The sequence below is a fragment of the Deltaproteobacteria bacterium genome, from assembly GCA_020848905.1.
Classification (GTDB): domain Bacteria; phylum Myxococcota_A; class Polyangia.
The window spans coordinates 34,766-56,821 of record JADLHG010000029.1; the positions used below are offsets into that span (position 1 = coordinate 34,766).

Here is a 22,056-nt window from a genome sequence, read left to right on the forward strand (position 1 = left end):
ACGCTAGCACCGCTCCAAGTCGCTGTCCAAGCCTGTCCCGCAGCGGTATAGTGAAGCTTCCGATGGGCGAATCCCCTCACGACGCCGGGTCTTCCTACCCGCAGCTCAAGGTGGAGCACAGCGAGGGCGAGACCCTCGTGGTGGCCCAGATCGACAAGCCCGCCGACTTCGCCTACCGGCTCTTCTGTGACGTGGACGCCATCCCGAAGTGGCTGTGGGTCGTGGGTACCGCGGTCGTGCGCCGTCGCGACGCCCGGGGCCGCGCGCTGGAGGTGGACTTCCTCGGGAGCCTCGAGCGTGCCTCGGTCGCCTACACCCTCTGCTACACGTACAACGACGCCGTTCAGGAGGTGCACTGGCACACGAAGGCCAGCGGGGCAGTGCGCAAGCTGCGCGGAGCCGCGCGCTTCACCCCCTCGGGCGATAACGCGTGCGTGTTACGCTACAAGCTCTCCACCGAGCTCACCACCTCGCTGCCCCCCTGGGGAGACCACATGTACCGCGTACGACCCGCGGAGACGGTGGTCCTCGACTTCTGCGAGTGGCTGGCGCAGGAGTGGGCGAAGCAGGACGAGAAGATCACCACCAAGTTCTCGAAGCGCGACACCTGGGACGACGAAGCGGACCGGATCACGCCGCCGCTCACTCCGATCCTTCCTTGTGATACCGACGAGGATGTCGTGTCGGTCAGTGCGGCGGTCAGCGCCACGCCCGAAGCGAACGACGAGCCGACCACGCGAGGTCCCGCGCCTGGCGCGCCGGGCGACGAGGAACTGGACCCGGACTAACCCTGGCCGCAATGCATCCCGCCGGGCTGTGTTGCGCGCTGCGGTGCCTGCTCACCTACCAGAAGTAGGCTCCGCGGGCTCCTCGCGCGCGCCTTGCCCGACGGGCGCCTCGCAGCCAGGGCGATGGTTGGTGAGCACCGAGCAAGGTGGGCCTGGTCAATTCCCCGTCGGTCAGCGGTCGGCTCCCGACCCGTACGCCGGCAACGTCTCGGTTCCCGCCCCCGGCTTGTTCCAGAAGAGGATCATCTCGGGACCGAGCTCCTCGAGGCGACGGACCCCCGCGGCCTCCACCACGGCGTACCCGCGTTTCTCATGGTGCGGCGCCTCGACGATGGCGAGCTCTCCCAGGATCAGGCGGTCTGCCACGTCGAAGGTGGTGTGTAGGCGTCGGATGTGCCCGTCTCGTAGAAGGAAGTGGAATGCACGCTCGTCCCCGGCGATGCGCCGCACGGTGTGGGCGTCCACGAGCTGCCGCAGACGGTTCGCGCGTTCTTGCTCCGCGCGCGCCGCGTTCGCCGCTTCCTGCTGTGCGCGCTGCAGCGCCGCCTGCGCGGCGACCTTCTCCTCGTAGTCGCGCTGCCGCTGGGCCTCGGCCTCGAGCTCGGCCTTCAGGCCCCCCTGGTCCTTCCGATCCCGCCGCTCTTCGGTCTTCGCCTGGCGGGCGGCCTGCTTGGACACCACCCCCGCCTGACGCAGCTTGTCCCGCAGCTTCTGCATGCGTCGTCGATCATACCCGGCGATCGGCCGAGCACAACGCCAAAGCTCGCGCGTGCTATGCTGCGCGGACCACCCGCAAATCGAGCAGAAGACATGCGCCAAAGCCACCGGCGAAGCCCCGTTACAGTCACCCTTACTGCCATCACCACCGCCGTCGTGCTGTCGGCGTCAGCTCGCGTCGGAGCTCAATCCGCCTCGGCGCCAGCCGGCCTCAAGTACCTGCCACCCGCGTCGGTGCACGGGGTCGTCAAGGGGAACGCGGTGTTCACCGTCTTTGACGAGCTGCGAACGCTCTTCGCGGAGCACAAGATCCTCGGCCGGCCCGTGATGGGCCTCGTCGAGGCGCAGCTCACGGCCCTGCTGGGCTTCGACCCCACTCGGGCGGCGAACTTCGAGCGCCTGGGCATCGACCTCTCGGAGCCCGTCGTGGTGTCGCTGTCGAGCTACGACGCCAAGGCGCTCGGGGCCTGCAACCGGCACCTGCAGCAGGTGGTCGGGCACGCCTTCATGAGCAAGGCGCCCTGGCGCGAGCGTCTGAAGGGCCAAAACCCCGGCGATCGGGCGACGGGCTACCTCGCGGATGCCCCGCCGGCGCTGCTCGGGCATCGCGCAGTGCTCCGGCTCAAGGAGCGCGACGTGCTCGTGGCCTGGCTCAAGGAGCAGCAGAAGAAGGGGGGGCGCCTGGTGGTGCTCGAGGAGGCCGGAGGGCAGGGTGCCGATGCGTTCGCCCCGGTCTTCTCGCTCTCGGCCGCCGACGCGCAGAAGGTCGCAGCCGAGCTCAAGAGCGCGCAGGTCCTCGCGGTGGCGCGCCCCGAGCGGTCGCTCCTGCTCGCGCTCCGGGTGGTCGACGGCTATCTGATCGTGGATGCCGCGACCCCTTGGTACCAGGTGCCGCGAAGCGGCGACGACCGCAAGCTGGCCGAGGCCTTCAAGGCTCTCTTGGTACTCCCCCGCAAGCCCGCCCTGGACGTCGGGCGCGACACACTCGCAGCCAAGCTCGCTGTCACCGACGCGTCAGCCACCTTCCTCGTCGGGGCCCGCCCTCTGTCGGCCCTCGCGGAGCTCTCGGTGCAGCGGCGGGCGGCGCTCGAGGTCGTGGGACTCTCGCCCGAGGAGTCCCGCCGGCAGCACAAGACCCAGCAGGCCGACCGAAACAAGGCCCGTGCGCTCTGGGCCAAAACGGGGCTCACCGGCGACGTCGCGCTCCAGTTCCGTCTGAGCCGCCGCGCGTGGCACGCCCGCGCCTGGTGGAGGCTTCCGGCCGCCGCCGTGACCGCGCTCGGACGCGGGCTGGCCAAAGAGGACCTCATCGATCCCACGGCCTACGCGAGCTCCGCCGTGGCCCTCGCCGGCACCAACCTGGACCTGAGTCAGGTGGCGAAGACCGTCGGGAAGGGCCCCTTCGCCCTCGGGCTCGACAAGTTCGCCCAGAGCGCCGCCCGGGTCAGCGAGGTAGCCATGAGCAGCCTGCTCCTCGGTAGCTGGGTGGGCCTCCTCGGCGTGATGCGGGCGGAGCTGGCCGGAGACGCGGCGCTCGGTCCGCTCACGGGCGGCCTGCGCAATGCGGCGGCGCTGCTCAAGACCATGCCCTACGTCTGGCCCGCCGCCTCGGGGACGCGGCGCGTCTTTCCGCCGTCGCTCCTTGGCTACGCCGTGGTGGACCAGAAGGAGAGCAAGCGCGTGAAGGACAAGGTCAAGGAGCTCGCCACGCGAACCTACCCGCAGCCCCAGAACCTCACGCACGGCGGTCGCAAGACGATCCTCTACAACAACCTGACGGGAGCGCTGCAGACCTACGCCCTGGCGGTCACGGAGCTCGGCAAGGGGGCGCTCGGTCTGACCCTGGCCACGCGCTCGTGGGAGGTACCCTGGTTTCTGCAGCAGCCTGCCCCCAAGGAGACGATCCTGCCGCGACAGATCCTCTTCTTCGCGCACGGAGACATGGGAGCCGTGGCGGCCGGCTTGGCCCGCATGGCGGATGGGGCCGAGAAGGACCTCCTCGCGCGGCTGGCCCAGCGGGCAGGGAAGCTCGGTGCAAATGTCGCGGTGGACGGTAAGCTCTTGTCCGTTCAGGCCAATCTCGACCTGCGCTGACCTTCCGAGCCAGGAAGTTGCGATGGGTGGGCAGTTACCTACAATGTAGGATAACAACCCCCGCCGGGAGATGCCATGCAGGCCGAACGTCGCAGAAAACGGACGAGTTACTACGCGTTGGCGCTCCATTACTGGCTCGCTGCGGAGGCTGCGCGCTTCCGGATGTTCGGCCTGGTCTTGGCCGACGCCGCCGGGCTGCTCGTGGCCAGCAGCTTCCGCGGCCCCGAGGCGGAAGAGCTCGCGGCCCTCGCGCCGCTCCTCGTGCGAAACGGGGGGGACGGCAAGCGTCCGGTCCCCGGCGCGCCCCTGTCCGTCCAGCGCCTCACCGTGGACGGCTCGACGCTCTACCTCTGCGCGGTCGGGCGACCGCTCCCGACCGCGGGGTCCCTCGACGACGCCGCGCAGGGGATTCACCGCATCCTGACGGTGTGACGGCCTGAGGGCCGAGCGTGGCCCCACGCGACGAATTGCGCGGCCTCCGTGCGCGATCGGCGTCAAAATACTGAGGCGCGGCTCGTCGGCCCCTCCACGGGCGGCCGGCGATTTCAATCATTGCGCGCCCTGGGGGGCGGACGCGTCTCGGCTCGCGGCTTGCTATGCCCGAGGCGACGCGCCGCGCGCGGAGGTGCAGGCCACGTGACCCGTACGATCGCCCTGCTGTGTCTCGTGTGGCCTCTCGCCGCACGCGCCTCCGAGCCCGACGAGCCCGGCGCCGCCGCTGCCGCACGCCGGGACGAGCCGGCCGAGGCGGCCTCCGCCCTCCCGCGCGTCACAGCTCCACCCGCGTTGCGGCCCACCGGTCCGCGCTTCCGCCTCGAGCTCGCCTTCGGCTATGCCAGCCTGGTGGTGGATCCAAACCTGAAACAGGGCATCGGCGCGGGGATGTACGTCGCGTATGGTCTTCGACATCGCGTGGGAGTCGAGCTGACCGTCTTCCTCTCGAGCAACGCGTACACCGGGGAACTCGGTCTGCTGAGCTCCCCGCTCCTCGTAGGAAACGTCACCCTGGGGCCTATCGTTCAGCTCACCCGGCCGGGGGGACGGGTGATGCTCACGGCCGACCTGGGCCTCGGCACCTACGTGGTCGCGCAGACCCTCCAGCCGATGGTCTGGAGCCTCGGCCTCTCCGCCGGCCTCACCTTCGGCTACCGGATCAGCTCCTGGTTCGGCGTCGGAGTGAAGTGGCGCTACCATCTCTACAACCTGGCCACCCTCGGCAGCCCGGACCTCCTCGACATCAAGTCCTTCACCAAGGTGGGCGTGCTGGATCGAATGGAGATCCCGGCCTACCTGGCCTTCTACTTCTGAGGCGAACCCGTGCCCCCTCGTCGAGCCGTCGCCGTCGCCTCGAGCGCCCTGCTCCTCCTCGCCGCACAGGCCTGCGGCCTCACCGTCACCAACGAGAGACCCTCGTACGACGAGCTCCAGCCGGCCGAGAAGGACGTCGTCCAGACGGTGCTCGCCGAGCTCACGGGGTTCGATGCTCAGCTACGAGCGCGTACCGGAGACACCATCGCGTCGGTCTTGAATCCGGAACGCATCGACGTGGCCTTCCGCGGCCTCATCTTCACCGGAAACGTAGGGGACGGCGTGGTCCACGTCTCGACCTGGGAAAACCTCACGGACGAGCAGCGGAACCGGGTCAAGGAGTGGTTCGCCCAGCCCACCCTCGAGGGGGCGCGCCAGACCTACGCGCGGTTCTTCTACCGCTTCCTGGCCGTGAGTCAGGGAGCCAAGCAGTTCATGTACGAGGTGCTCACGCCGGCCTGGCTCTACGAGCACCGCTCGCTCTTCAGCATGGAACGGGACTCGGTGCGGACCACGATGGCCTACTACGCCGCGGTGGGACGGCAGAACGAGATGTGGCCCTTCGTCACCTCGGCCTGTGCGCCGATCCTCGCCAAGCAGGGGCCGGTCTACGGGCCGCACTTCGACAAGACCTACCTCATCGACCACTTCCACGAGCTGGCCAACCCGCGCGACCCGACGGGCTACATGTATTTCCTCTGCCGATGGATCGGGCAGGGTGTGCTGGAGGCCGGGGATCTCTCGAACGAGCTCAACTGGCTGAAGCACGATTTGCCGCGACTGCCCTGACGGGGGCGCGGCACGCTCGCTCAGATGTCCGCCATGGCCAGGACGTAGTGGACGTTCGAGTCGTCCACGATGCGGAGCGTCTGCCTGCCACGGTCGGAGGGGAGGATGCTCGAGAGCGAGCCGTAGCGTCCCCGTTCCGTGATGAAGAAGAAGCGACGGTTCGGTCGCTCCTTGAGCCACTGCGTGATGGCCGCGTTGTCGAGGCTCTTCGAGACCACCACCTTCGCCGCGGTATACCAGGTCTCGCCGCGCCAGTTGAACTGCCACGCAATGAGCTGGTCCTCGGGGCTCCGCCGGAGCTTGTAGTAGGTCTGCAGTACCTTTTTCTGACTCCAATGCGGCCCGCACTTCACCTGATACCAGTTCAAGGTGTAGGCCCCGACAGTGAGCGCCACCGCGACGGTGCCCCATACCGCGACCTTCCGCAGGCGCGGCACGAAGTAGAGCAGGAGCGCCCCGCCCGAGAGCGCCGCGTAGAGCAGGATGGGACCGGCCGCGGGAGCGCCGTCACCCCAGTTCCCGCCGTAGAGGTAGGTGTACATCCAGACCCACTGCGCCGGCTGCTTGACCAGGTCGAGCGCCACCATGGCCAGCAGGCCACCGGCGAGGATCAGGGAGGCCCAGAGGCCGCGAGCCCGCTGCTCGATGAGGTCGTCCAGGTAGATACCGATCAGGATCGCCGCCGGCGGAATGGCCGGAAGGATGTAGTGGTGGTACTTGGTCAGCGTCAGCGTGAAGAGCGCGATGGCCGTCACGAACCAGACGTAGATGAAGAGCCGCGCACGGTCCTGGGCGCTCCGTCCCTCCCGGTGCGGAAGCAGGAAGCCTCGGACCAGCGCGCCGGGGAGGAAGGCGATCCACGGGAAGAGCCCGTACCCGAGCTGCCCCACGTAGTACTCGAAGGTTCCCTTGGCCTGACTCTGCTCGCCGATCGTCAGGCGGCGGAACTGCTCGGTGCCGAAGAGCTCGTTCCAGAAGGCCTGGCCGTACCGCGTGACCATGCCGTGATACCAGGGGGCGAAGACGCAGAGGGCGATGAGGATCCCGCGCATCAGCGCCAGGTCGGCCAGGACGCGCCACTCGCGGCTCGCGAGCAGATAGACGAGGAACACGAGCCCCGGCTGGAGCGAGCCGATGAGCCCCTTGGCCACCCCGGCGTACGCGATGGCCATGTAGAAGCCGTAGAGATAGAGCTCGTTCCGCGTCTGCGTCTTGCGCGACATCCAGACCACGATCGCCGCGAGGACCGCGTAGACCAGCATGACCAGCGCGCCGCTCACCTGCCGTCCGCCGAGGGTGAAGGCGAGCGGCACGCGGAGCAGGGCGGGGACGATGGCCAGCATCAACAGTGCGAGGACGCCGAGGAAGGCCAGGAGGAAGAAGTAGTAGGACGGCGCGTGGGGCCAGCTCAGGGAGCGTTTTCCGAGCCGGAGGGTTCGGCGAGGCAGCTCCTCCCGCTCGCCGAAGATGGCCAGCGCGAGGAGGGCGATGCCGCCGGACATGAGTCCCACGTAGGGCATGTCCGTCATCGCCTGCCGGCCGATCATGAAATACATCGGCGCGGTGGCCATGACGATCGCAGAGAGCAACCCGGCCCGGCGGCCGAAGAGTCGCGAGACCATCAAGAAGCTGCAGTAGATGCCGAAGAGGGCGCACAGGAAGAAGGGAAGCCGCACCGCCCACTCGATGCGCCCCATCGTGATCTGCTCGCCCGTCGTCTGCCCGTCGTACCCGAAGAGGCGAAGACTCAGGCCGGAGAGCCAGAAACTACCCACGGGCTTCGACCAGAAATTGGTCTCCGAGAGCCCCTCCGGGCCCGTCCCGTTCTGCCACCAGGTGGAGAGCCAGTCTCCACGCACCATGAACTGGCGCGCGACCTCGGTGTAGTGCGTCTCCCACGGGTCGAACATGCCGAAGCTGCCGAGGGTCGGCATGTAGACGCCGGCGCAGATGAGCACCACGGCCAGGGTGTGGCGCCAGCCCGGTCGGCCGAGCGGGGCGCGCGGCAGGGCGGTTTCACCTCGAGGTTCGCTCTCGGCGGGTGCGGGGGGCGAGTCGCCTGCTTCGTCCGGTTGCACGGGTCGGGTGCTCGTCTTCGCCATGACCTTCGGTCGTGTTGGGCCGTCGGCGGACTGGCAGAGCGCGTCCCCCGCCGAGCAGCGGCGCGCAGGATACTACACAGGTCCAGCGGCACTGCAAGAGCGCGCGCGGGGCGCGGCTTACCCCGGAATGCCCGGTCCGGACTCCCGCTCGGAGAGAAGGCCCACGCCGGCCGCGATGGACCAGATCCAGGCCCCGAGGATGGGAAGAATCCCGACCAGCTTCGACCAGCCGGGCACGAAGAAGAAGAGCAGCACGCCGAGGAGCAGCAGCCCCAGCATCCCGAGGCCCGACATGCGGCCGCAGACGAGCGATCCCACGCCGGGCAGGAGCACGTTCAGCACGAGCCCGTTCACGTTGCGCCCCTTCGCGGGGGCGGCGCCGGGTCCTCCGTAGATCGGGGCTCGCGGCAGGGCCGCCGGGTCGTGCAGTCCCCCCGTGCTCCTCGGCTGCTGCCCGCTCTCGAGCGCCAGGTGGGCGGGCGCCGTTCCCGGAGCCGGGCGGTTGGGCATGACGTAGTAGGTGTTCCCCGCCTGGTCGGTGGCCTGCTGGAGGGTGCCGTTCAGCTCCAGCGACAGGAGGTGCTCCTGGGCCTCCTCGATGGGCAGGTTCAGGTGATAGGCCACGTTGGCCGCCGTGATCACCGTGTCCGTCTGCACGACCAACGAGAGGAACCGCTTGTCGAAGTCGGCTTGCGCGAGCTTGGTCATGATCACCCCTGCGAGGTGTTGGCCTGAGTGCCGCAGAGGATAGCACCCGGCGGTGACGGGTCAAAGGTCGAGGGCGGTCAGGCTCCGTCGCGCCGGCACGCTTCCACGGCGTTCTCGAAGAGGACGAGTCCTTCGCCCCGCCGCGGGGGGCGGCGTCGCCAGGCCGGGTGGTTCTCCCGGTAGAGGAAGGCCTCCGGGTGGGGCATCAGGCCGAAGAGCCTCCCCGACCGGTCGCACAGCCCGGCCATGCCGCCCGTCGAGCCGTTCGGGTTCAGCGGCCAGACCTGCGTGGGTCGCCCCGTGGCAGGGTCCACGTACCGAAGGGGGACGAGCGCGTCGCTTTCGAGCTCCGCCACGACATGAGCGGAACCGAGCAGCTGCCCTTCGCCGTGCCGGCAGGGGAGCTCGAGGCGGTCGATCCCCTTCGTGAAGACGCACGGCGAGCTCGGATCCGCAGCGAGCGTGACCCATCCGTCGTAGAAGGTGCCGCAGGCGTTATGCGCGAGCGTCACCTTCTGGGGACCCGGTCGGCCCGCGGGCAGTAGGCCCAGGCGTACCATCGTCTGGAACCCGTTGCAGATGCCGAGCACGAGGCCGCCGTCGGCGATGAAGCGCTCGAGGGGGCCCGCGAGACGCGCGCGCAGACGATTAGCGAGCGCCCGCCCCGCACCGAGGTGGTCCCCGAAGGAGAAGCCTCCGGGGAAGGCGAGGAGCTGGGCCTGCGCGAGCTGCTCCGACCGCTCGAGCAGGTCATTGACGTGCACGACCTGCGGCTCGGCCCCCGCCAGGCGAAAGGCGTGCGCCGTCTCGGCCTCGCAGTTGATCCCGAAGCCGGAGAGCACCAGCACGCGGACGGGGCGAGGGCTAGACATCGGCCGCTGCTCCGCCGAAGGGTTCCTCGTAGCGCGCGCGCAGCTCGGAGAGCTCGCACGCGAGCACCGGTCGGTCGCCACGGGTTACCCGGAGCGTGCTCCCCGCCGTGAACCGTCCGAGCCGGCCGAAGGGCAGCTGCCGCGCGCGGAGGTGCGCCTCGAACGCCGGAGCGTCCGACGCGGTCACGCCGAGGAGAAATCGGCCGCCGGTCTCCGCGAAGAGCGCGACACGGGGATCCAGCACCCTGCCCGGCGAGGCGACGCGTTCCAGCTCCACCTCGCACCCCAGACCTCCGGCGAGAGCCATCGTGGCCAGCCCCACGCCGAGGCCGCCCAGATGCAGCGCGTGGGCGCACGTGATCCAGCCCTCGGCGTGCGCGTCGGCGACCGCCTCGCACGCGCGTCTACAGACCTCGGGCGAAACCCGCGGCACCGCGCCCCCCAGCGTGCGCACCTCGCCGCGGCTCTCGGCCAGCATGGCCCAGAGCTCGGATCCGCCGAGCTCGGCCCCCGTCTCGCCGACCAGGTAGAGCTCCTCTCCAGCGCCGCCCGGAACGAGATCCAGGGCGCGCGCCGCGTCGGGGATCCACCCCAGCGCAGAGAAGAGGAGGGTAGGGGGGATCGAGATCTTCACGCCCCCCTTCACCGAGTCGTTCTTCATGCTGTCCTTGCCCGAGATGAGCGGCACACCGAGGGCGCGCGTCATCTCCGCCAAGGCCTCGCAGGTCCGCACCAGGGCGCCCAGCTTCTGACGACCGTCGGGGGTCTGCTCGGACTGCACGGGGTCGGGCCAGCAGAAGTTGTCGAGCCCCGCCATCGCGCCGAGGCGCCCGCCGCCGGCCACGATCCGCCGCACCGCGAGATCCACCACCCAGGTCGTCATGGCCGCGGGATCCAGGTCGGCCAGCCTCGGGGCGATCCCCTCCGCGAGGAGGATCGCCTCGTCGCGGCCGTGCGCCACGCGCATCACCGCGGCGTCGGCACGGAGGTCCCCGCGAACCCCCACGAGGGGCTTCACCACCGAGAGGCCCTTCACCTCGTGGTCGTACTGCCGGCACTTGTCGGTCCGCGCGCAGAGGTTCAGACGTCCCACGAGCCCGAGGAGCAGCGCCCCCGGCTCCTGGACCGCGAGCTCGATACCGAGCTCGTCGGGGGTCGGAGGGGCGGGGCTCTCCCAGCTCGCCTCGAGCTCCATCACGGGACACCCGCCGTGGAGGAACTCCAGGTCCAGCTCACCCACGCAGCTCCCGGCGTACCGCAGCCGCAGGCTACCGTCGTCGGTGAAACGCCCGATCGCGGTGGCTTCCACCTCCCGCGCCCTGCAGAGGGCGAGCAGCGCCTCGAGGCTCTCAGCGGGCACGGCCAGCGTCATGCGCTCCTGCGCCTCGCTGAGGAAGATCTCCCAGGGCATGAGGCCCGCGTACTTCAGCGGGCATTTCTCGAGGTCGAGCTCCGCGCCGCCCGAGAGCCGCGCCAGCTCCCCCACCGAGGAGCTGAGGCCCCCCGCGCCGTTGTCTGTGATCGCCCGGTAGAGCCCGAGGTCGCGCGCCTCGAGGAGCGCGTCGGTCATCATCTTCTGCGTGATCGGGTCGCCGATCTGTACCGCCTGCGCCGGTGAGGCCCCGTGAAGCGCCTCGCTCGAGAAGGTGGCGCCGTGGATCCCGTCCTTGCCGATCCGGCCCCCCACCATCACGACCAGATCCCCCGGCAGGATCGCCTTCTGCTCGCTCGGCTGACCGCGCACCAGGGCGGGCATGAGGCCGACCGTGCCGCAGAAGACGAGCGGCTTGCCGAGGAAGCGCGGGTCGAAGAGCTCGAAGCCCCGCGCGTAGGGGATCCCGCTCTGGTTACCCCCGTCGATGACTCCCCGGTGCACCCCCTCGCGGATCCGCCGCGGGTGCAGCAGACCCTCGGGAATCGGCCCCTCGTGGAACGGCGACGCGAGGCAGTAGCCCCAGACGTTGGCCAGCAGGCTGGCGCCGATCCCCGTCCCGAAGGGGTCGCGGTTCACTCCGACGATCCCGGTGATCGCCCCACCGTAGGGATCCAGCGCGCTCGGCGAGTTGTGCGTCTCGACCTTGTAGGCCACGTGCAGCTCGGGAGCCACCCGCACCACGCCGGCGTTATCGTCGAAGACGGAGACCAGCCAGTCCACCTGGCGCGCGAGCTCGCGCGTGGGCTGCACGATGAAGGTCTTGAAGAGGGACTGGATCCGCGAGCTGCGCCCGGCCTCGTCGGTGTAGACGATGTTGGCGGCGAAGATCTTGTGCTTGCAGTGCTCGGACCAGGTCTGGGCGAAGCATTCCAGCTCGAGGTCCGTGGGCGACGGGGGAAGCCCCGCGGCGCTCCGTCGGTCCGCCACCGCCGGATCCTGGAAGTGCGCCCGGATCGCTCGCAGCTCGCCGACGTTGAGGGAGAGCATGCGGTCCCGACTCAGGGCCTGAAGGCCTTCGGCGTCTTCCGGCAGGGGTACCGCCACCGCCACCGGGTCCACCGTCGCCCCGGCGAGAGGCAGTTCCAGATCCTCGGGCGCCGCCTCGTAGTCGGCCCTCGAGAAGCACCGCACGCGCTCGATGAGCTCGTTCGCCAGGAGCTCGCGGCCGAGTCGCGCCGCCCCCTCGGGGGTCAGCGTCGGACCCTCCACGAGATAGAGCGTCTCGGTATAGACCTCGGGTCGGCCGGCCACGTCCTCCGCGTGGAGCTCCAGCAGATCGGCCACGAAGGTCCGTGCCGTGTGGGCCACGTTGTCGGTGACGCCGGGTCGATACCCGACCGCCACGACCCACGCCGCGCCCTCCAGGGGGAGGCGTCCGCAGGCGGATTCCTCGACGATGGGGTCGGTCAGCGCCTCCCGGATCCGGGCCAGCTGCTCGTCGCTGAAGGCCCCGTGGAGCTTGTAGACGGTGCGCGTCCGCACGCGGGTGACGGGTAGCTGAAGGAACTGCCGGGCCGCCCGCGCCGCCGACTCACCGCGAGGATCGGGGGCCCCGGGACGGGCCCCGACTTCGAGTCGCACGATCACGGCGTGACCCCGTCACCCGCCTCCCGTTCGGTCACGGCGCGAGCGGGGGACGCGCGTCCGGGGGCAGGGCTCCCTCCGCCCAGGCGACGCGCGAAGACGAAGGTGCCGCTTCCCTTGCACACCACCACGAGCCGCGCGCCGTCCCGGGCGAGCTCACAGCGCACGCTTCGCACCTCGCCCAGCGTGCACGGGCCACCGCTCCGCTTCTCGAGCACGGCGCGGAAGCGGCCCTCGCCGTCCGAGGCCGTCCCGCTCACGCGCGAGGCGAGCCGCTCCTCGTAGGCCAGCCGGCCGTTACAAAGGAAGGGCTGCCCGTTCCAGGAGGCCCACCGCACCGAGCGGTGCCAGACACCCGCGAGCCGCCCGTCGTGCTGCTCGAGCTGCAGCTCGTGGCGGTCGATGCGCTCGTCCCCTTCGGCGTCGAAGCGTCGCTCGACCAGGTCCCACGCTCCGGCGAGGCCTCGGGGTCCGTCCGGCGAGGCCGAAAGACGCGGACCATGCGCGCAGCCGCCGACGGCCACGCAGAGGAGAACACCGATGGAAACCGGGTGCGGCAAAGCGCCCGATTCTTACCACAGCCGCCCGCCAAGCACGGGACAAAAACGGGGCCGGTCCGCCCGAGGGCCGGCGCAACCTCGCGGGGCGCGGCTCAGACGATGGTCGTGCCCTGGCGCTCGAACTCGGAGGGATCCGCGGCCGACGGCGTAGGTTGCTCGTAGATGCGGGCCAGCGTTCCCGTGTGCATGAGGTGCCCAAGCTCGGCGCGCAGCTGGGTGACGGGGGCCAGGAGGCCGTGCGTCGCGCCGCACGCATCCAGGTCGCGCAGGATCTCGGCCGCCTCCTGGTACCGCTCGTCCCGGTCCCGCCGGAGCGCCTTCAAGATGATGCGGCTCAGCGCCTCGGGGCAGTCGGCCCGCGCCTGGCGCGGAACGGGGATGGGGGCGTGCAAGATGCGCGTTACGGTCTGGCTCTCTGAGCGGGCCCGGAAGAGCGGTCGGCCGAGCGCCATCTCGTGCATGATGATCCCGAGCGCGAAGAGATCCACGCGCTGGTCTACCGGCAGCCCGTCGAGCTGCTCGGGAGCCAGGTACGCGCTCCGGCCGCGAAAGTCCCGTCGCACGTGGGCCTGGCTCATCCCCGCGGCGCGTGCGATGCCGAAGTCGAGCAATCGAGGCTCGGCGTCCGGATCCACGAGGACGTTGTGGGGCGCCAGGTCCATGTGGATGATCTGCAGCGGCCGCCCCTCGAGGTCCTTGCGGGCGTGCACGTATTCGAGAGCGCGCGCCAGGCGCGTCGCGAGGTGGAGGATGAGGGGGATAGAAAGCTGGCGGTGCCGCTGGAGGGCCGAGGCCAGAAGGCGCACCAGGGTAGGGCCGCTGATGTACTCCATGGCGATGTAGTACTGCTCTCCGAGGCGCCCGAGCTCGTAGGTCTGCACGACGTTCGGGTGGGAGAGCAGCGACGCGATGCGCCCCTCGTGGACAAAGTAGCTGACGAAGTCGGTGTCGCGCGTGAGGTGGGGGAGGATGCGTTTGACCACCACGAGCCGATCCACCCCCTCGGCGTTGCGGTGGCGACCGAGAAAGATCTCGCCCATACCGCCCACGGCGAGACGGGTCAGCAGCCGGTAGCGTCCGAATTGCTCGGGGAGCTGGATCACTGAACACCAACCTTGTATGCATTCTTACACATACGAGGCTGAGAGAGCAAGGCCTCCCCGCGCCGAAGATGCGTCGCGCGGCGGCCCGGCCCGTCTACAAGGAAGGCGTGCCGCCGGCCCCCGTCCCGCGCCGCGCATAGACCCGGTCCACGATCTCCGCCACCCGCTGGGCGTGCGGCGGCTCGCCGTGCAGCTCGAAGTCCCACCGCGCGTTGCCCCGCAGACGCTCCTGCGCGTCGGCCTTACTGTAGCCGAGCCGGTACAAGAGCGCCGCGCGCTCCGCCAGCTCGGCCTCGTACATCAGTCGGGCCTTGTCACCGGCCCGGCGATAGCTCTCGGGAACATCGGGTACGTACCAGGGGAAGCTCATGGGACCGTCGCCCTCGGGGTTGTCGAGGCCCGGACTCTACACCGCACGCGAGGAGCGCTCAAGGAACTGCGTCGCGCGTGCCGCTCGCCGCCGCGCGCCTTGCGGTCCCCGGTCCCCGTCCGTAGACTGCGACCCACTCCATGGGCCGACCGCTCGCATCGCTCTTCGTCGGCTCGGTGATTCTGCTGCTCTCGGTCAGCCCGGCCCTGGCCTACGACTTCGAGGTCAGCGCCCGCACCGAGGCCTACGGCTACCAGCTCCGACGCTACGACAGAGCGGGGCTGCTGCTCCTCAACCGGCGACGCGTCACCCAGTACCTCGGCCTGCGCGTCTTCAACCTCCTCGAGCCGGGGGAGGCCCCGCGAGCTGGCCGCCCCCCCGCCTTGCTGCACCTGCACGGGCTCATGCGCTTCTTCACGGACTTCGGGGACTACGCGCGAGCTCCCGAGCCGATCGCCGAGCTCCGCGACACGTCGTTCGAGCTGCTCAGCCTCGCCCTCGAGGGGCGCAACCTCCTCGGCTGGATCGACTTCACCGCGGGGCGCCAGTACGACCTCGAGCTGATGGACTTCTACGGCTACGACGGGCTGCGGCTGCGGATCAACACCCCCTGGCGCCTCTTCGTCGAGGGACACGTCGGGGCGCAGATCCACCGGGCGCGTCTATTTTCGCCGGCGGTCTTCGAGCCCGACGGGACGAGCGGCGATCCCGCCGACGGGGCGTGGGCTCCCACCTTCGGTGTCGCCCTGGGGGTGGAGGACCTGCGGCACTTCGACCTGCGCTTGGCGTACCGTCGCACCGTCTCCCACGCCACGATGCCGCTCTTGCCCGAGCCGGCGCGCACGCAAGGGCTCTGGTCGGTGGACCAGGAGCTCCTCTTTGCCGCCCTCGGCTATCGCATCCCGCGCCTCACGTCGGAGGTCAGCGCCAACCTGCGCTACAGCCTGCTCACGGGCCTCTTCGAAGAGCTGCAGCTCCTCCTCTCGCAACCCCTCGGTACGCGCCACCGCGTGCACCTGGAGCTCGGTCGCTACCGTCCGCACTTCGACGGGGACTCGATCTTCAACGTCTTCGCCGTCGAGCCGTACAGCGAGCTCGCTGCCCGGTACGCCGTGGACGTCGGCGAGCGCTGGCAGCTCGAGGCCCGAGGCGGGTATCGCTGGTTCTATCGCGCGGCCGTCGAAGCGGACCGCGGCGGGACGGGCGCCCTCTCCCTGTCGCTCGGTGCGGTGGCACGGTTTCCGAGGCTGCGCGCCGCCGCGGAGGCCTTCTTTCTGAGCGGATGGGGAGGGCGACGCGCGGGGGGGGACGCGGATCTCAACTGGCGCCTGGCCCGCTGGCTGAACCTGCAAGGCCGCGTGTCGGTCGCGTCCTTCGCCAACGACGAGCGCCCGAGCGACCCGCCGCTCACGAGCCTCGGCGTCGAGGCGGGGGCGACCCTTCGTCCGCTGCGCAGCGTGGCGCTGCACCTCACGGTGGAGGACAACGTGAGTCGGCTCTACCGGAGCGCCGTGCGGATGCTCGCCGTCCTGGACGTGGAGTTCGCGCCATGACCCGGCTCGGCGCACTCGTGGCCTGCCTCGTCGTGGGACTGGCCGCATTCCCCGCGGATGCCGAGAGCCCGCGATCGATGCTCTATCCGCGTCCGCGCACCGGAGTTCGTTTCGAGCACGCTCGGCACGCGAAGGTCGCGTGTCTGCGTTGCCACGCCTCGGTCGTGCGGAGCGTCTCGGCCGCGGATCGCAACCTACCCCTGGAAGAGGTCTGCCAGCCGTGCCACGCGAAGGAAACCCGCCCGCTCTCCGGCGGGAGACCGCAGCACGCGCTCGCCGGCTGCACGACGTGTCACGTCGGCTATCGCGGCGGTCCCACGGCGCCGCCCCAGGAGCCGCACCCCGAGGCGCGGGTCCACTTCAGTCACCGGCTGCACGGGGAGCGAGGCGTCGGGTGCGAGAGCTGCCACCCCCTGCAGCAGGGGTCCCCGACGCTCCCGTCGATGAGCACGTGCCTCGCCTGCCACGAGAAGACCCGCGCTCCGTCACGCTGCGGCAGCTGCCACCTGACCACGAAGGAGGGGCTCCTCAGGACCCGCTTCGGATCTGAGATCCTGCTGCCGCGGGGCACGCTGCGGGCCGACGCGCACGACGCGGGTTTCCGACGGCAGCACGCAGCGCAGGCGCGGCGCGCTCCGAGTTATTGCGCGAGCTGTCACGCCTCGGAGCAGTGCCTGCGCTGCCACAACGGAACGCTACGGCCGCTCGAGCTGCACCGAGGAGACTACGCCTCGTTCCACGCGCAGGACGCGCGACGCGACCAGCCTCGCTGCGCGAGCTGTCACCGCAGCCAGACCTTTTGCCTTGGCTGCCATCAGCGGAGCGGGGTCGCCTCGAGCGCCGGAGGAGGTTTCAAGCCTTCCACCGGCCTCGTGTTTCACCCTCCGGGCTTCTCCTCCGTGGTCCCAGGCCCCACCCACCACGCGCACGCCGCCCGCAGGAACCTCCGCACCTGCACGAGCTGCCATACCGAGGAGAGCTGCATTCGGTGCCACGGCAGCCGCGGGGTGGGCAAAGGCGGGTTCTCCCCGCATGGCCCCGGTTTCGTCCGCTCACCAACGTGCAGAATGCTGGCGGCGCGGAACGTGCGGGTCTGCCTTCGGTGCCACGCGGGGAGCGACCCCAAGCTGACCTGTCAGTGAGGGGGATCGACGACCCGCTGGGCCTTGCGGACCTCTTGCTCGTCGGGCCCTCGCAGAGCTTCCGAGAGCGTCTCGTTCATCGCACCGGTACGGTAGCCCGCGAGATCGATCGTGACGTACGCGAAGCCGAGACGGCGACCGAGGGCCACGAGCGCTCCCCGAACCTCCGGCTCCACGGCTCGAGCGAGCTGCTCGAGCGGGAGCTCGATCCGCGCCACGCTCTCGTGGAACCGGACGCGGCTGCCGCGAAAGCCGAGGTCGGCGAGTCCGTCCTCGAAGCGCTCCACGCGGCCGAGCCGCTCGACATCGATGGCCGTCCCGTACGGAAACCGCGACGCGAGACAGGCGAGCTGCGGCTTGTCCCAGGTCGGCAGGCCGAGGTCGCGCGAGAGCTCGCGGATCTCCTGCTTGCCGAGCTCCGCCTCGACGAGGGGATGCCGCGCGGCGGCCTCGCTCGAGGCCTTGAGGCCCGGCCGGTGTCCACCGAGGTCGTCACAGTTCGTGCCGAGCAGGACGTAGCGCGCCTGCTCCTCGATCCGCACCGCCTCGGCGAGCTGCATCAGGGCCGATTTGCAGAAGTAGCAGCGGTCGGTCGGATTGGCCGCATAGCGAGGGTCCGCCACCTCCGACGACTGGCGCTGCAGGTGCCGCACCCCGAGCGCGGAGGCCAGGGACTCCGCCTCTCCTCGCTCGCGTCCTGGCAAGCTGGGAGAGATGGCCGTGAGCGCCACGCAGCGGGGGCCGAGTTCTTCGAACGCCACCTTCAGCAGGAAGGCGGAGTCCACGCCACCCGAGTAGCAGACCACGACGCTGTCCATGGCGCGCAGGATCGCTCGCAGCGCGTCCAGCTTGCTCTGCGAACTGCTCGTAGCTGGCATGCCCGTCTCCTGGTCGCGACGACCTAGCGCCCGGAGGTCCGCCGCAGCAGCGCCTCGAGGCGCCGAACGTTCTCCGGATCGATGTCGAGGAACTGCAGGCCGAACCCGGGGCCCGTGGCCTTGGTCCCGACCGGCTGCGTGCGCACCACCTTGGCCCGACAGCTCACGTCGTCGCCGAGCTCGCTCCCCTCCGACGCGAAGATCTGCAGGTCCACGACCGCGCCCACCCGGAGGTCCGGGTAGTCGGCAGGGCTCCCCTGGATGAAGACGCCACCGCGGCTGATGTTGGAGGTGGACATGATGTGCACCTCCGCGTCCTGGGAGATCTGGACCTGTGCGAAGACCTCCGCTCGAGGGAACTCTCGCTTCTCGTGGTGTGCGCTCATGAACGTCCTATCGCCGGGCCCTCAATCATCTGGGTCGCCCGTGTAAGGTTTGCCACATTCACGGCAACGTCCATCGGCCCCGACCACGCCGATGCAGGTCCCGTCCGAACACAAGATCCGGTCCTCGAGCGCGACCGTGTCCGACGCGCCGTCCGAAGATCGGGCTTCGGCGCGCGGTGCGGGGCGCAGGTCTGCCGCCGAGACCGGGCGTCGTACCGTCTCGGGGAGCTCCCCCGACGCGCCGCAGACCTTGCAGCGGCCGTCCGGTCCCACGACGCCGACACACGTCCCGTCCGAGCACAGGACCCGGTCCTCCAGGTCCGGACTGCTCTCGTCCGCCGGTTCTCCGGGCTCTGCAGCCTCTGCCGTGGCCCCGCGCGCCTCCTCCCCCTCGGTGGAGGGGCCGGGCTCGGGGGTCGAAGGCGCCGCGGAGGCCGCCTGCTCGTCGTGCTCCGCCACGCAGCCCTCCTATTTAAGACCCTTGAAGAGGTCGTCCAGCTTCGACTTCGCACGCCCGATGGTGTCGTCCACCGGAGGAGGGGCGAGGCGCTGCACGATCTCGTAGTGGGCGCAGAAGTTACCCGCCTCGCGGTCCCGGATGAACTCGGCCTGGTTCTCGCGGCACTCGTTGTGCATTCCGGGATCGTAGAAGCGGCAGTTCTTGCACGCGTGCAGGTCGGCGGCGCAGTGAGGGCATGTGTCGAGACGGCCCACCTTGACACCTACCTTCACGGCGAACTCGAGCTCGTTACGGCACTTCCAGCAGTAATAGGCCATCGACGCGCTCCAGCGTTAGTCGCTCCCTGGGGTGTAGCACCGGGGGGAGGGGGCGGTCAACGCGAGCTCTGGCCCACGAGCTCCGGCCCGCGCCGGCCCGCTCAGGGCAGCATCCGCACCCCGTCGGGCCCTCCGTAGAGGCCCACGTCGCTGCACGAGCCGTCGCGATCGCGGACGGCCGGGTCTCCGCCGTCTCGAACGGGGGAGTCGGGCAGCGGACGGTAATCGGGCGCGCCCCCCAGCCTGGGGTCCAGCATCCGGTTCCCTTCGATCCCGTCGAACGCGAGCGGGATGCACGGCAGGCCCCCGGGACGACCTCCCTGACAGGCGTCGGCCGCGCGGTTGTCGAAGAAGAAGTTGTAGGCCACCCGGAACCGGTCCGCCGAGGCGTTGAACCAGAGGCCCGTCCTCTTGCCCACCCATTCCTCCTGCGCGCGGCCGTTCCCCATCACCACGTTGTTCACCAGCCGCCCCCGGACGGTGCTGGTCCAGGCCGCGACGCCCGTCGTGCCGTTGTCCACGACCACGTTGTTGTCCGCGAAGAGCGTCGCCTGATCGGTCACGACGACCCCCCAGCCCACCTGTCGCCGGACCAGGTTGTTTCGCGCGTGCACCACGCTGCGTCCGAAGGCTCCGATCCCCTTCCAGTAGTTCTGCACCACGCTGCCGGTCACGGTGAGGCTCGCGTCCCAGGTGGCGGCGATCCCCACGCCTCGCCCGTGCCGCACCACGCAGTCCACGGTGCAGCCGACCCGGCACGAGGTCACCTCCGCCCGCGGCGCGCCGTCCACCGCCTCCGGGTCTCCTCGGTAGAGCACGATCCCGTCCCAGCTGTTGTCCTCCACGATCGAATGCGCCACCACCAGCCGGGCCCCCTCGCGCCCGACAATCCCCGCCACTCCCACGACCGGGCCCTCGGCCGGTCGGTCCACATGCTGCTCGGGGCGGCGCAGCCCGTCGTTTCCCACCACGCGGACCCGGTCCACCACGAGCTCACTCCGGCGCACGACGATGGCCCCATTCGTCGCGCGGCCGTCGGGGTCGCGACGCCCTCCGGTGACGGTCACCCCGTGCACGCTCGACCGCCCGGCGTTCTCGAAGACCAGGCCGTAGCCCGCCGAAGTGACGAGGAGCGTGCGCTCGGCCTGCTCACCGACGAGGTGCAGCCCCTTGCCGGTCACGAGGAAGCCGCGCGTGGCCACGATCGGCTCGCGAAAGGAAGCGTCCCCGCAGTTGCCGCAGGTGGGATCCACGTAGCGCGTCGGGCGCGCTCGATACGTTCCAGCGCGCAGGAAGAGGGTCGCCCCCGAGGGCGCCTGGTCCATGGCCCACTGCAGGTCACGGTACGGATCGCCGAAGCTCCCGCTCCCCACCTGTCCGTCCTCGAGGCTCGCCACGTGCAGCGCCGTCGGGGGCAAGAGGTCAGCGCCGACGTCGAGGAGCCACGCGTCGGGGGACCGGGCGTCGGCGCGACGGGCGCGGTCCGCCCGCGCCAGGTCCCGCGGAGCTCCGTCGAGAGAGGGGAGGGCGCCATCCGTCGGCGGCGCCGAGGAACCCCGGCAGCCGGTGAGGAGGACGAACGAGGCAACCGCGGCGACGCCGAGAAGCCCGAGTTCTCGTAGCCCGCTATGCCGGCGCATGCGAGGGAAGGCCGGGGAGCCGCGCCTCGAGGCAGTTGCCGCCGAAGCCCTGTACGACGCGGAGCTCCCCGTGCTGCCGATCCAGGATGTCCCGCACCACGCTCAGCGTGAGCGCCGGCTCGTCGGCGAGCGCACCTTGCTGAAAGGGCTCGAGGGCGCTTTCCCCTCCGCCACCGAGCATCGCGGGCCCGCTGTCCACCACGCGCAAGACCACCTGCTCTCCGTCCATACAGGTTGCGAGGCGTATCACGTGCCCGCCCTCGGCCTCCGGTCTGCCTGCCAGCACGGAGCGTCGCGCGTTCAACAACAGGTTGAGCACCGCCTGCGCGAGCTCGCGCGGCCGGGCCTGGACCCGGCTCACGGGACCGAACTCGACGTTCAGCTTCGCGCGACCGTCCAGCTCGTGCCCGACCAGGTCGAGCAGCCCCAGGCAGAGCGCGTTCAGATCGACCTCGGCGGTCTCCTCCTGGTCGCGCCGCGAGAAGAGCTGCAGGGTCTTGACCACCTGGACGATGCGCTCCACCCCCTCCAGACAGCGGTCCACCATGCGATCGAGGTGGTGTAGCTCCTGCTCCACCTCGAAGGAGGACGCGCCGGCCTCCTTGGCCCGCTCGGCCAGCGTCCGCGCCCCGCGCTTGATGTACTCCAGGTTCGGCAGGATGAAGCAGGTCGGGTTGTTGATCTCGTGGGCCACGCCGGCTGCCAGCAACCCGAGAGAGACGAGCTTCTCGCTCTCCGCGAGCCGCGTCTGGGTTCGCAGGAGCTCCGCCAGCGTGCGCTCGAGCTCCTCTCCGCGGCGGGCCAGCTTCTCGTTCGCCGCCTCGAGAGCCGCGCGCGTCTCCTCGCGCTCGCGCACGAGCCGCACCCGGTCGAGGGCACGACGCACCTTGAGCAGGACCTGCGGCTTGCTCAGCGGCTTCGGCAGGTAGGCGTAGACGTCCTCCTCCACGGCCTGGATGGCGCTCTCCACCGACTGGTCGGCGGTGATGACGATGCGCGCCAGGTCGGGTCTGACGTCGCGGGCGGCCCGGAGGACCGAGAAGCCGTCCTGCCCGTCGAGATTCTTGTCCACCACGAGCAGGTCGAACGGCTCCAGCCGCAGCAGTTCGAGCGCCTCCTCGCCGGTGGCGAGGCACCGCGTGTCGTACCCCGCCTCGTCCAGGACGAGCTGCAGGTAGTGACGAATCGTGAGGGCGTCGTCCACCACGAGGATGCGTTCGCGACGGGCCATCGAAGGGTTAGCCTGAACC

The 22,056-nt window shown here is 70.2% G+C and carries 21 protein-coding genes; 7 read left to right on the top strand and 14 right to left on the bottom strand.

Annotation, left to right across the window (positions count from 1 at the left end; genetic code table 11):
• Nucleotides 1-62 precede the first annotated feature (62 nt).
• Nucleotides 63-788, top strand: a complete 726-nt coding sequence (locus IT371_11480) for a hypothetical protein (protein MCC6748273.1) — start codon at nt 63-65, stop codon at nt 786-788.
• 171 nt (nt 789-959) lie between these two features.
• On the opposite strand, the gene IT371_11485 is transcribed toward IT371_11480, so the two are convergent.
• The gene (locus tag IT371_11485) at nt 960-1,505 is read right to left on the bottom strand and encodes a DUF2058 family protein (GenBank protein MCC6748274.1); all 546 of its coding nucleotides are present in this window, start codon (nt 1,503-1,505) and stop codon (nt 960-962) included.
• 93 nt (nt 1,506-1,598) lie between these two features.
• On the opposite strand from IT371_11485, the gene IT371_11490 reads away from it, so the two are divergent.
• The 4 genes from IT371_11490 (at nt 1,599) to IT371_11505 (ending at nt 5,696) form a co-directional block, all read left to right on the top strand.
• Nucleotides 1,599-3,599, top strand: coding sequence for a hypothetical protein (locus IT371_11490; GenBank protein MCC6748275.1), 2,001 nt, complete (start codon nt 1,599-1,601; stop codon nt 3,597-3,599).
• Nucleotides 3,600-3,674: 75 nt separating this feature from the next.
• A complete protein-coding gene (locus IT371_11495; GenBank protein MCC6748276.1) occupies nt 3,675-4,031 on the top strand; it encodes a hypothetical protein in 357 nt (118 codons plus the stop codon).
• 204 nt (nt 4,032-4,235) lie between these two features.
• The gene (locus IT371_11500) at nt 4,236-4,907 is read left to right on the top strand and encodes a hypothetical protein (protein MCC6748277.1); all 672 of its coding nucleotides are present in this window, start codon (nt 4,236-4,238) and stop codon (nt 4,905-4,907) included.
• A gap of 9 nt (nt 4,908-4,916) precedes the next feature.
• Nucleotides 4,917-5,696, top strand: a complete 780-nt coding sequence (locus IT371_11505) for a hypothetical protein (GenBank protein ID MCC6748278.1) — start codon at nt 4,917-4,919, stop codon at nt 5,694-5,696.
• Nucleotides 5,697-5,716: 20 nt separating this feature from the next.
• Here IT371_11505 and IT371_11510 read toward each other — a convergent pair whose 3' ends face one another.
• From IT371_11510 to IT371_11540, 7 genes are all read right to left on the bottom strand, one after another.
• Nucleotides 5,717-7,798: a glycosyltransferase family 39 protein gene (locus IT371_11510; protein MCC6748279.1), complete on the bottom strand. Its 2,082-nt coding sequence runs from the start codon at nt 7,796-7,798 to the stop codon at nt 5,717-5,719.
• Nucleotides 7,799-7,915: 117 nt separating this feature from the next.
• Nucleotides 7,916-8,506: a hypothetical protein gene (locus IT371_11515; protein ID MCC6748280.1), complete on the bottom strand. Its 591-nt coding sequence runs from the start codon at nt 8,504-8,506 to the stop codon at nt 7,916-7,918.
• Nucleotides 8,507-8,583: 77 nt separating this feature from the next.
• Entirely contained in the window at nt 8,584-9,378 is a 795-nt protein-coding gene (locus IT371_11520; GenBank protein ID MCC6748281.1) for a phosphoribosylformylglycinamidine synthase subunit PurQ, read from the bottom strand.
• Nucleotides 9,371-12,394 (bottom strand): phosphoribosylformylglycinamidine synthase, encoded by a 3,024-nt coding sequence (locus IT371_11525; GenBank protein MCC6748282.1) that lies wholly within the window; start codon nt 12,392-12,394, stop codon nt 9,371-9,373. The genes IT371_11520 and IT371_11525 overlap by 8 nt, the downstream gene beginning before the upstream one ends.
• 2 nt (nt 12,395-12,396) lie before the next feature.
• A complete protein-coding gene (locus IT371_11530) occupies nt 12,397-12,957 on the bottom strand; it encodes a hypothetical protein (GenBank protein MCC6748283.1) in 561 nt (186 codons plus the stop codon).
• Between the two features lie 92 nt (nt 12,958-13,049).
• Nucleotides 13,050-14,060 (bottom strand): serine/threonine protein kinase, encoded by a 1,011-nt coding sequence (locus tag IT371_11535; protein ID MCC6748284.1) that lies wholly within the window; start codon nt 14,058-14,060, stop codon nt 13,050-13,052.
• 94 nt (nt 14,061-14,154) lie between these two features.
• Nucleotides 14,155-14,430 (bottom strand): hypothetical protein, encoded by a 276-nt coding sequence (locus tag IT371_11540; protein ID MCC6748285.1) that lies wholly within the window; start codon nt 14,428-14,430, stop codon nt 14,155-14,157.
• A gap of 140 nt (nt 14,431-14,570) precedes the next feature.
• Here IT371_11540 and IT371_11545 point away from each other — a divergent pair, with 140 nt between their 5' ends.
• Both IT371_11545 and IT371_11550 read left to right on the top strand, forming a co-directional pair.
• Nucleotides 14,571-15,983 (top strand): hypothetical protein, encoded by a 1,413-nt coding sequence (locus IT371_11545; protein ID MCC6748286.1) that lies wholly within the window; start codon nt 14,571-14,573, stop codon nt 15,981-15,983.
• Nucleotides 15,980-17,125, top strand: a complete 1,146-nt coding sequence (locus tag IT371_11550) for a hypothetical protein (GenBank protein MCC6748287.1) — start codon at nt 15,980-15,982, stop codon at nt 17,123-17,125. Before IT371_11545 ends, IT371_11550 begins: the two co-directional genes overlap by 4 nt.
• On the opposite strand, the gene larE is transcribed toward IT371_11550, so the two are convergent.
• The 6 genes from larE to IT371_11580 form a co-directional block, all read right to left on the bottom strand.
• Nucleotides 17,119-18,003 carry an ATP-dependent sacrificial sulfur transferase LarE gene (gene larE, locus IT371_11555; GenBank protein ID MCC6748288.1) on the bottom strand — a complete coding sequence of 295 codons (885 nt, stop codon included), beginning with the start codon at nt 18,001-18,003 and terminating at the stop codon, nt 17,119-17,121. The two genes, IT371_11550 and larE, sit on opposite strands and share 7 nt — an antisense overlap.
• A 23-nt stretch (nt 18,004-18,026) precedes the next feature.
• The gene (locus IT371_11560) at nt 18,027-18,389 is read right to left on the bottom strand and encodes a PilZ domain-containing protein (GenBank protein ID MCC6748289.1); all 363 of its coding nucleotides are present in this window, start codon (nt 18,387-18,389) and stop codon (nt 18,027-18,029) included.
• Between the two features lie 21 nt (nt 18,390-18,410).
• A complete protein-coding gene (locus IT371_11565; GenBank protein ID MCC6748290.1) occupies nt 18,411-18,848 on the bottom strand; it encodes a hypothetical protein in 438 nt (145 codons plus the stop codon).
• A 9-nt stretch (nt 18,849-18,857) separates the two neighbouring features.
• Nucleotides 18,858-19,166, bottom strand: coding sequence for a hypothetical protein (locus tag IT371_11570; protein ID MCC6748291.1), 309 nt, complete (start codon nt 19,164-19,166; stop codon nt 18,858-18,860).
• A 101-nt stretch (nt 19,167-19,267) separates the two neighbouring features.
• Entirely contained in the window at nt 19,268-20,806 is a 1,539-nt protein-coding gene (locus IT371_11575) for a right-handed parallel beta-helix repeat-containing protein (GenBank protein MCC6748292.1), read from the bottom strand.
• Complete coding sequence (locus IT371_11580) at nt 20,793-22,037, bottom strand: response regulator (GenBank protein ID MCC6748293.1); 1,245 nt, start codon at nt 22,035-22,037, stop codon at nt 20,793-20,795. Before IT371_11580 ends, IT371_11575 begins: the two co-directional genes overlap by 14 nt.
• Nucleotides 22,038-22,056 lie beyond the last annotated feature (19 nt).

Bases quoted from the DNA above. Each gene is read 5' to 3' on its own strand.
- larE (MCC6748288.1), bottom strand. From the start codon at position 18,003: ATGCCAGCTACGAGCAGTTCGCAGAGCAAGCTGGACGCGCTGCGAGCG.
- IT371_11520 (MCC6748281.1), bottom strand. From the start codon at position 9,378: ATGTCTAGCCCTCGCCCCGTCCGCGTGCTGGTGCTCTCCGGCTTCGGG.
- IT371_11575 (MCC6748292.1), bottom strand. From the start codon at position 20,806: ATGCGCCGGCATAGCGGGCTACGAGAACTCGGGCTTCTCGGCGTCGCC.
- IT371_11570 (MCC6748291.1), bottom strand. From the start codon at position 19,166: ATGGCCTATTACTGCTGGAAGTGCCGTAACGAGCTCGAGTTCGCCGTG.
- IT371_11515 (MCC6748280.1), bottom strand. From the start codon at position 8,506: ATGACCAAGCTCGCGCAAGCCGACTTCGACAAGCGGTTCCTCTCGTTG.
- IT371_11580 (MCC6748293.1), bottom strand. From the start codon at position 22,037: ATGGCCCGTCGCGAACGCATCCTCGTGGTGGACGACGCCCTCACGATT.
- IT371_11540 (MCC6748285.1), bottom strand. From the start codon at position 14,430: ATGAGCTTCCCCTGGTACGTACCCGATGTTCCCGAGAGCTATCGCCGG.
- IT371_11545 (MCC6748286.1), top strand. From the start codon at position 14,571: ATGGGCCGACCGCTCGCATCGCTCTTCGTCGGCTCGGTGATTCTGCTG.
- IT371_11480 (MCC6748273.1), top strand. From the start codon at position 63: ATGGGCGAATCCCCTCACGACGCCGGGTCTTCCTACCCGCAGCTCAAG.
- IT371_11510 (MCC6748279.1), bottom strand. From the start codon at position 7,798: ATGGCGAAGACGAGCACCCGACCCGTGCAACCGGACGAAGCAGGCGAC.
- IT371_11485 (MCC6748274.1), bottom strand. From the start codon at position 1,505: ATGCAGAAGCTGCGGGACAAGCTGCGTCAGGCGGGGGTGGTGTCCAAG.
- IT371_11560 (MCC6748289.1), bottom strand. From the start codon at position 18,389: ATGAGCGCACACCACGAGAAGCGAGAGTTCCCTCGAGCGGAGGTCTTC.
- IT371_11495 (MCC6748276.1), top strand. From the start codon at position 3,675: ATGCAGGCCGAACGTCGCAGAAAACGGACGAGTTACTACGCGTTGGCG.
- IT371_11550 (MCC6748287.1), top strand. From the start codon at position 15,980: ATGACCCGGCTCGGCGCACTCGTGGCCTGCCTCGTCGTGGGACTGGCC.
- IT371_11490 (MCC6748275.1), top strand. From the start codon at position 1,599: ATGCGCCAAAGCCACCGGCGAAGCCCCGTTACAGTCACCCTTACTGCC.